Origin of the sequence: Micromonospora sp. NPDC049900 (genome assembly GCF_044461025.1) — a bacterium.
Classification (GTDB): Bacteria; Actinomycetota; Actinomycetes; order Mycobacteriales; family Micromonosporaceae; genus Micromonospora.
In genome coordinates, this window is the sequence record NZ_JBITKM010000011.1 from 195,854 (window position 1) to 204,627 (window position 8,774).

General features: G+C 72.5%; 4 protein-coding genes. All 4 read right to left on the reverse strand.

Annotated features, from left to right (window positions below; translation table 11 throughout):
* Nucleotides 1-42 precede the first annotated feature (42 nt).
* The 4 genes from ACIBMZ_RS22865 to ACIBMZ_RS22880 are packed head-to-tail and all read right to left on the reverse strand — an operon-like array spanning nucleotide 43 to nucleotide 8,539.
* A complete protein-coding gene (locus tag ACIBMZ_RS22865; protein ID WP_396696917.1) occupies nucleotides 43-1,218 on the reverse strand; it encodes a hypothetical protein in 1,176 nt (391 codons plus the stop codon).
* Entirely contained in the window at nucleotides 1,218-4,631 is a 3,414-nt protein-coding gene (locus tag ACIBMZ_RS22870) for a hypothetical protein (protein WP_396696919.1), read from the reverse strand. The genes ACIBMZ_RS22865 and ACIBMZ_RS22870 overlap by 1 nt, the downstream gene beginning before the upstream one ends.
* Nucleotides 4,628-7,240, reverse strand: a complete 2,613-nt coding sequence (locus tag ACIBMZ_RS22875; protein WP_396696921.1) for a hypothetical protein — start codon at nucleotides 7,238-7,240, stop codon at nucleotides 4,628-4,630. Before ACIBMZ_RS22875 ends, ACIBMZ_RS22870 begins: the two co-directional genes overlap by 4 nt.
* Before the next feature lie 27 nt (nucleotides 7,241-7,267).
* The gene (locus ACIBMZ_RS22880) at nucleotides 7,268-8,539 is read right to left on the reverse strand and encodes a DUF4407 domain-containing protein (RefSeq protein WP_396696923.1); all 1,272 of its coding nucleotides are present in this window, start codon (nucleotides 8,537-8,539) and stop codon (nucleotides 7,268-7,270) included.
* Nucleotides 8,540-8,774: the final 235 nt, after the last annotated feature.

Genomic DNA, 8,774 nt, shown 5'->3' on the forward strand with positions numbered 1-8,774 from the left:
CGGCCACCCGGCATCATCTTTCACGGTACGCCGGAAACCCGTTCACTCTGTGTAGATCACTCGACCGTCCAGTGTGCGGTCGCCGACTCGGTAGGCGACCCGGAGCACCCATTCCACGTGATGACGCCGTTTGGTCGGATCGCTCGCCACCTTGATGTCCAGATTCGGACTGGTCGACTTCTTGCCCTTCCCGGGCCAGCAGGGCGGATAGGGGCCGGCGGGCACGGTGATCTCGGCGTCGTGGTCGGCGAAGCGGTCCCGCAGCAACACGTCGGACCGCTCGGCGAACTGCCGCCACCAACTGCCCGGTGCGGGCAACGGGCGCGGGAACAGGGAGCGCACCGCCTCGTCGACCACCACCAGGCGGCGCAGCCGACCGCCCTGGTCGCGCTCGTCTGCGTACTCCCGCAGTCGGCGCAACAGGTGCTCCCGGTAGTGCCGCTGTTGGCCCTCCTCGTCCAGCCGATGCTTGCCCGCTCCGTCCGGTTGCAGACTGTGGTCCAGCGATGCGCGACTGCCCGCCAGGCTGAGCACGTCGGTCACCAGCCGCGCCAGGTCGTCCTCGCGTCCGTGCAGCGCCGCCGAGACCTCGGCGTCCGGTTCCGCACAGGCCAGGTCGAGCCCGGCGCTGCCCACACCGGGCAGGGCCGGTACGAGCGCGCCCGGCGGCCCGGCGACACCCTCACCCAGCCCGGCGAGTCGGCCGCGCCACCGGGTGGCCTGCCGCTCGGGAAACCCGAGGCAGGTCAACCACATCCACTCCCAAGAGTGGGCCGGGTCGAACGGGGGTGCGGCGTCCCGCCAGGCGGCCACCTCGCCGTCGGCGAGGAACTGCGCCACGAGCGCGGCCACCTCGTCTGCGAGTACCGGCCGCCCCCGCGCCGGACCGCCGGGCGCCACGAAGCCGGAGGTGGACGCCGCCGCGCTCCGCGATGCCGTGACGGGCGGCTCGGTGTCCCCGGTGCGTGGTGCACCGATGGTGGGCTCAGCGGCGGTCGGCACCGGGTCGGCGACGGCCCACAGTAGGCGCAGCACGTCGCCGATCAGCCGAGCCGTCTCCCGGTCGGCGTGGTCACCGGGCGGCGGCCAGTGGGCGGCGGCAGCCAGCGCCCGGCCCAGCTCGTCGAGGGCCTGCCGGGCCTGGTCGGCACGGGGCCCGCCGCGCCGGGCGAGGGCGTCGAGCGTCACCTCGAGCGGCGCACCGTCCGTCGGCTCCATCAGTGCTTCCCGGTGAACGGGTCCCAGTTGTCGTTCCACATCGGTTCTCCCTCGCTCATCGCGGTGTGGAAGACGGCCCCGGGGTGGCCGAGCATGTCGGTCAACCGGGTCGTGGTCAGGTAACGCGGATAGCCGCGGTGCACCCGCAGCCAACCGCGTCGGTCCAGGGAGGCGAAGTAGGGCACCGCGCGGTCGTACGGTCCGTCAGGTGGTTCGAGATGTGCCAGGACGACGGTGTCGCCCGCCGCGTCGACCCCCTCGAACTGCCACAGCCGCCGCCCGTCGCCGATGTCCACGGGTGTCGGCAGCGGCTGTTCGCTGACCATCCCGGGCACCGGCGGCTCGTCCGGATGCAGGGTGTGCATCCGGTGCGGCCACGCCGGGTGGTCGGTGGCGGCGGGGAAGACCAGGGTCGCGCCGTCCGACCGATGGCCGGTGTGGCGGGCCGAGGCGGCCCCGACGTGGACCGCGACCGGCAGCCGGTCGATGGCCCCGTCCGGGCCGGTGACCGCGGCCCGCAGGCGGGGCAGGATGTTCACCCCCGGCTCGTGCAGCAGGTGGTCGGGGGCCCCGCCCACGCACAGGAAGACCGTCGGGGTGAGATCCTGGTCGATCTGTAGTTGGAAGTACAGGTCGGCGGGGGGCTCGTCGGGCAGCGTCAGACCGGTCTGGCGCAACGCGTGGGTCGCCAGGTGGAACTGGAACTCGCCCCACTCGATGGACTCGCGGGCACCGAGGTCGCGGTGCACCCGCAGGTTGCGCGGAACCGGATACCAGCGGCTGCGCGCGGCCAGGTTGCCGTTGCGGTCGCTGTACCGGCAGGGTGCGCCCGCCTCCAGCAGCAGCAGCCCGCTGCCGCCGTCGGGTTCGCGCAGGAAGAAGTGGCACGGCAGGGAGAGGAACATGTTGTTCACGTCGATCATGACGGCGCTGCCGCCCCGGTTGAGCTGGGCGACGATCCCGGCGCCGTCCTCGGCGGTGCCGCGCAGGTTCTGTTGCTCCTCGGCCCAGCAGGCCCCGAGCGAGGCGGCCTGCTTGGCGTTCGTGGTCTCCACCGCCATCGCCGACGGGTCCCAGGCCCCGGTGGAGCCGTGCTGGGCGAGCCGTCGGGCGAGCGTCTCGCCGACGAGTTGGCGTACCACCGGCATCTGGGCGCTCCGCCCGGAGAAGAAGACCTGGTCGAGCGGTTCCGCGTCCGCGCCGCGCAGGCGTACGTTGACGATGTCCGCCGCCAGGTCGGCCGCCTTGACCACGACCGGCCGGACCAGGCGGACGAAGTCCTCGCTGGACAGTTCCAGCGACGGCGCCCGCACACCGCTGTCGACCAGCGGCACGTTGCTCCGGCGGACCTCGGCGAGGACCTGGTCGAGCTGGGTGTCGAGCACGGTCACGGATCCCGGCCCGGTCAGCCGACCCAGCTCGATCTTGACGGTCTCCGCCTCCGTCCACAACAGATTGAAGGCGTACGTCGAGATGCCCGACTCGGCGTCGGTCGGAAGCAGGTCACTCAACGCCTGGCGGACCGACGACGGTGCCGGGTCGAGCGTCTGGTTCGCCAGCACCATCGGAGCCAGCGGTTGGTAGCTGCCGTCGATCGCCCGGCTGATCCCGGGCCACTGGTACGTGTCCTGCATCCGCCGACGTTCCTCCTCCGGCAGGTTCGCCACCAGCGCGTCGGTCAACCTGGCCTTGATCCAGTAGAAGACCCGCAGGGTGAGCAGATCACCGCCGAGCTGCGGATGTCCGGTGGAGCCGAGTACCCGTGGGGTGATCAGGTAGGAGCAGCCCGCCCTCGGGTCGTTCGCGGCGGCCGGGGTCCGGTCCTCCAGGTCGAGGGCGAGCAGGGCGATGTCGGTGGTCCCGCCCCCGATGTCGATCACGAGCAGGTTCCGCCGCCAGACCCGCTGTCCGGCCACGTCGACCGGGCGGCTGCGACTGCGGAACCGTTCCATCCCCTCCGGCAGACTGCCGCGCAGTTCCCGCATGAGGAAGTACATGCCGGCCGCGACCCCCTCGTCGTAGGTGAAGGTCGGCAGCGGCACCAGCAGGTCGTCCTGGAACAGGCTGCGCAGTCGTTCCCGGCGGGCCGGCGGCATGGTCGTCGGATAGGTGACGACGACGTGGCCCACCCCCTGCGGCTGCCCCGTCCCGCCGCGCGCCGCGAAGCGCAACGCGCTGTCGATGAGCCAGTTGTAGGCGTGCAGCACCAGGAAGTCGCTGCTGGCCGGCTTCCTGGGAGCGGGATTCCAGTTCAGTCCCGCCAGGTCCGGCGCCAACGGCCGGCTCCGGCCCAACGACCGTTTGAGACCCGGCAGCGACCGGACGTACCCCTTCTCGTCCTCGGTGGGCCGCACCAGGCTGACCCGGGCCGGCGCGGGATCAGCGCCGATGACGTGCACGGTGCTGGAGACGGTGTCCGGGTTGTCGACCTGGTCGAACTGGACCTTCATCAGCTTCGAGGTGGTCAGCGCCGGGGTGTAGAGGGCGTCGTCGAGGATCCGGTGCAGGCGGCCCGCGAGCCACGTGCTCAGCAGGGGATCGCTGGTGGCGCCCGGCCGCAGTGCGATCAGCACCAGGTCCCGTACCCGGGCCCGGAACTCGCTGACACCCTCCCTGGCGTCGTCGAGCAGCCGGACCAGTTCGTCGATGTCGGTGGACGGGTGGTCCTGGGCGCCCGGCAGGCCGGCGGTCCGTTCCCGCACCAGCCGCAGGCACTTGTCGCGCAGGTCGAGCCAGGCGCGCCGGGCCGCGCCGTCGTCCGGCCCGGCGGACTGGAGCAGTTCGGCCAGCGCGGTGCGGAGCACCTCGTCCTGTGCGGGGTCGAGGTCGCTGCCCTGGATCTTGTGGTCGTTCACCATGGTGATGGTGGAGCTGGAGGTGCCGAAGTCGATGGCGAACATCTTGGCCACCTGGTGCCCGGTCACCGGCTGCCGCAGCGGCTGCTCGGCCACCCCGCTGCCCAGCCCCTCGCCACCGGAGAGCGTGTCCGTCTCCGGCTCGGCGTCGGGTGCCGCGAACTCCAGCAGCAGGGGAAAGTCCCGGGTGGTGACCGCTTCGCCGCCGAAGGTCACCCGCCAGGTGAGCCGGACGGACTCCAGCCGACCGGCCGCACCGGGCAGGTTCAGGTACTCGAAGACCGGAACCGCGGCGGACACCTCCTGGGGCTCACCCACGGTGACGGCCCGCCACGACGTCGTCGGGTAGTTGCGGGCCAGATAGCGGCCGAGCGCCCCGGTGGCCGGTGCGGCGTCGGCGAGGAACACGTCCCACACCTCCACCGGCCCGCCGACGGCGCGGATCGCCACCCGGGGCAGGTGATAGCGCCCGTGGTGCAGGTACAGCCGGAACCGGTCGGGTGCCACCACGGCGGTACGGCTGCCCGCTGCGGGCTCGAAGAGCATCTCGACGGTCACTTGTTCCCCTCCTCGCTGGGATCCAGATCGGTCGGCCAGTCCCGGAGCAGTCGTTGCCACACCGAGCCGGTCGTGGTGCCGCCCGGCTGCGTGTTCCCGCCGAGCCAGGCGGCGGACTCGTCGGCGACGAGCCGCTCGATCGACACCGCCTTCGGGATCTCCTGGTGGACCTCGGTGACCTCCCGCCGGACCCGGTCCGCCAGGTCCACCAGCGCGTCGAACAGGCGTTGCTGGGCGACGCGCAGCACACCGTCGGCGACCTCCTGACGCATCCGCAGCAGCCGGACGACGTGCTGTTCCTGCCCCTCGTCCTGGCTGGTCACCGCTGCCTGCCCGGGTGCGGTCGCCCACGGCAGTTGCTGGGCGGGCAGCAGCGGGAACAGGTCGGGTACGTCCGGGCCGTCGAGTGGCACCGGTTGCGCCAGCGCGTCGGACCGCCGACGGATCCGTTTGACCACCCATTGCAGTTGGGTGTAGCTGCGCAGCCAGGTGCGCCGGTTGGCCCCGCCGTCCGGGTCCAGCGCGGCGAGCGCCGCCGCCCGGGCCGGTTCGTCGAACGGGTCGCCGGGACCGTTCCACACCGAGGTCAGGGCTTTGGTCGTCTCGTCGACCCAGAGTGCGGTGAGCCGGTTGAACTGCCGACCCGCCTCCCGGGTGGCGTCGCCGACGAGTCCGGCGAAGCGGAGCCGCAACTGGGCGGTGTTCGTCAGCAGTTCGGCACCGCCGCCCCCGGTCTGCGGGGTGTGGGTACGCCGGTCCTCCTCGTCGTCGTCCTCGTCGACGACGTGCTCGCCGGCGGCGGAGGTGGGTACCACCACCCGTCCGGTGTGCAGCGTGGCGTCGAGCGTCTCGTCCCAGCCCTGCCAGGCGAACACGGTGCGGGCCACGGAGACCCGCAGCAGGTCGAGGGAGTCGTCCAGATGCTGCCGCCACGCCGGGTCGGCGGTGCCGGGGCGAAGCTTCGCCGCACCACCGACGAGGACCTGTTCTGCGGCGAGCAGTTCGTCGCGCAGCCGGAACAGGTCGCTCACCACGTCGTCGCCGGCCTGCCGCGAGGCGCTGGTGTCGTGCCACTGGAGGGTGGTGACGAGTTGGTGCATCGTCGCGGTGTGCCGACGCAGCGCGTCGAGCTTGAGCCGTACGCCGTGCTCCGTCACGTGTCGGGCGACGAGCGCCCGCAGCGCCTCGACGCCGCCGTCCTCGGCGGCGGCGGTGACCGCCCGGGCCAGCGGCGCGGTGGCGTCCCCGGCGGTGAGCGCGTCCCCGATCCCGCGCCAGGCCGCCATCCGCTGCCGCACGACCGCACGGTGGGCGGCGAGCACCCCGGCCAGCTCCCGGTCCGGCCGGTACGGCAGGCGATGCACGTCGATCGCGTGCAGGAGGCTGGCCAGGGCGATCCGGTCCGGGCGCTGGCCGGTCAGCTCGTACCCGGTGCGGGCCAGGTCGCGGAAGCCGGGGTCGGTCCGGGCGAGTTGGTCGACGGTGACCGCCCCGGTGGGCGCGGCCGGTGGGGTGAGCAGGTCGAACATGGTGCCCACCACGAGTACCGAGTCGGCCAGCTCGGCCTTGCTGCGACCGTGCCCGGCCAGCAGCGCCAGGAACCTGGTGGCGACCTCGGTGCCGGGCCGTTCCGCCCGTACGGTGATGAGGATGGTGTGGGTGTCGCGCAGCAGGGCGGCCGAGAGGAAGTCGTCGCGGGCGGCACCGCGCGCGTTGAGGCCGGGGAAGTCGAGGAACTCGACCTCCTGGACGCCGGCCAGCCGGTCGACCGGCCACCGGTCCGCCGGCACCGAGACCTGGAGCGTGATCCGCCCCAGCAGGGGAAAGATCTCCCGAAGCACCGTCGCGGTCAGTTCGGTGTGCGCCGGGAGGGGGATCGCCGGTGGACGGACCGGATAGGACGACGGTGGTCTGCGGGCGCCGCCGATGGTCAGTCCCTCGGCGTACGCGCCCAGGTGCAGCGGACGTGACGCCCCGGCGTTCGTCGGGTGCACCAGTTCCCCGGCCCGGTCCAGGGCGTCACGGATGCGCAGCAGCTCCCACGCCGAGTCCCGGATGGCCAGGACGCTGGACTCGGGAAGGGTGCCCTCGGGATGCTCCGGCCAGACGTACCGGCGGCACCACGTCTCGAAGGTCGTCCAGCCGTCCCGCACCGGGTGGTAGTGGCGCAGCGTCGACACGTCGACGGGCAGGTTGGTCTCGGCGACCGTGTTGCAGATCTTGTTGAGGATGAAGGCCGCGCCGGCCGACACCTGTGCCGCCGACAGCAGGCTCACCGAGGCGGACGTCACCTCCACCGGTGAGCCCGGTGGCCCGGCACTGAGCCGTACGGCGGTGACGTTGCCGGTCGTCGCCTCCGTCGACACCGGGAGCAGCTCCGGACGACCGAGCAGAGTGCCCAGCAGAAGGGACTTGCCGGCGCTGTACTCACCCACCACGCCGATGGTCACCGGGGCCAGGCAGGCGTTCTCCAGCTCGTAGGTCCGGGCGATCAGGTCCTTGTGCAGTTCGAGGAGTTCGGCGGGCCCGGTGGCGGTCTGCGTTTGGGCGCGTACCCGCTCGGCCCATCGTCGGTACCCGTCGATCCGGTCCTGTGTGGTGTGCGACATCGGCATCTCCGCTTCGGGTGGGGCTGGTCAGCCGCCGTTCCTGAGGTGACCCAGACGGGTCGACTTGCGGTAGTTCTCCTCCTCGCGGGCGAGGTCGTAGAGGGTGTTGGCGCGTACCTGGTCGAGGTCGGCGACCTGGTCGACGGAGTCACGGCCGGCTTGCAACCACCGCGTGGTGCGATACGCCGACAGCTCGGCCTGGGCCCGGACCCGGCGGTCGTAGAGGGTCGGCGGGGCGAGCAGCTTGAGCGAGACCGGCAGCAGGTCGATGGCGAGCAGCGTCACCCGCAGGACCCAGGGGATCGCCACCACCAGCAGGTTGTCGCGGTTGTCCTGGAGGAACCGGTGCAGCGCCCGCTCCTGGGTGATCCACCCGCGGTCGGCGGTGATCGCCGCGACGCTCGCGTCGATCCTGCTCTGCCGGTCGCTGCGCAGCTTCTCGATGCGCTCGTCGAGGGTGGCGTTGGCGGTGGCGACCTCATCGCGGGTCTGCCGGGCGACCTTGCGCAGTCGCCGCAGCTCCGTCTCACGCTGCTTGGCGACCTGACCGAAGCCGGGCCGTCCACTGCCGCTGGACCCGTCCGCCTCGCCGGCCAGGGCGTCCGCCGCCTCGGTGACCGCCTGTTCGGCCGCCGTGACCCGGTCGTCGTTCGCCTGCTTCTCGGACCGCAGCGCCGCGATCTGGGTCGTCTCGCCCCGGGAGTCGACCTGCTGCGCCACCCGGACCTGGTCGGTGTGGCTGCGGTCCAGCTCGCGGCGGATCTCGGACTGGAAGAGCAGCAGCAGGACGGCCTCGGTGACCAGGAAGGCGGCACCGACGGCGATGACCACCCGGAAGCCGTACTGCGGTAGTCGGCGACCGCGCCGCGACCACCAGCCGGCGCGCCGCGTGGCGGATCCGGCGTCGACCTGACGGAGGTCGCCGTAGCTCGGCTCGGCCATGATCGAGCGATCGGCCCAGAAGATCAGCACACCCCAGCCGACGGCGAACGGGATCAGCGCGACGGTGAACCCGCCCCGGATCACGGACCCGAACAGGGCGAACATGACCGCCGACAGGGTCGCGATCAGCACGATGAACACGCCGATGCCGACGTAGCGGTACCGCTCCAGCCGGGTCTCGACGAGGGTGCGGTCCACCCCCGCGCACCACAGGAACAGCCAGGTGAACGGATTACGCCCGGCCGCCCGACCCGGCCGGGCGGCCTCCGTGGGTGGCGGTGCGGCAGTCGTCGCCGCACGCAGCGCGTCGCCGCTGTCCGGGCCGCGCCGCCATCTGTTGCCCCATCTCGTCACCATGACCGCGCCACTCCCCACGACGGGCCTGCACCGCACCGGCCGGTGCCGGCGGTCGACAGTGTGTGGGTCTCACCGGTGCGCAGTCCCGATCAGAAAGCGGGATGTGCGGTCTCAAGAGGCGTGGGCCCCCCCCCCCCCGCCCGGGCGGGGGGGGGGGGGCCGGGGGCGTCGCCCCCGGGCGGTAATACCCCCGGGGGGCAGGGGGTTAACCCCGCGGGGGGGGTTGTGGCGTGTG